Origin of the sequence: Achromobacter sp. SIMBA_011 (assembly GCF_046535435.1) — a bacterium.
Taxonomy (GTDB): domain Bacteria; phylum Pseudomonadota; class Gammaproteobacteria; order Burkholderiales; family Burkholderiaceae_B; genus Achromobacter; species Achromobacter dolens.
Window position 1 is genome coordinate 1 of sequence record NZ_JAWRWN010000157.1, and the last position, 343, is coordinate 343.

The following is a 343-nucleotide window of genomic DNA, read 5'->3' on the forward strand; positions in this document are numbered from 1 at the left end:
GGCCCGAGGAACAGGAAGGTCGCGGTCGGACCGGAACCTTCGCGCAGACCCGCTCGCGCCAGGCGCACCGCATCGGCCACGGCGCGGATCGCTTCTTCCTGGCCGATGACGCGCTCGTGCAGCTTCTCCTCGAGCTTGAGGAGCTTGTCCTTCTCCTCGGTGGTCAGGTCCGTGACCGGAACGCCGGTGATCTTGGAGACGATCTGCGCGACGTGATCGGCGCGCACCTCGGCGGTCGCCGAAGCCTGATCGCGCTTCCAGATCTCCAGAAGCTCGTCCAGCTCCTTCTGCTTCTGCTCCAGCTCCTTCTTCAGTTCTGCTGCTCGGTCGAATTGCTTGCGGG

1 pseudogene is annotated in these 343 nt (G+C 65.3%); it reads right to left on the minus strand.

What is annotated here, in order from left to right:
• Positions 1–343 (minus strand): annotated as a pseudogene (locus SB816_RS30355) (Clp protease ClpC); the annotation flags it as partial.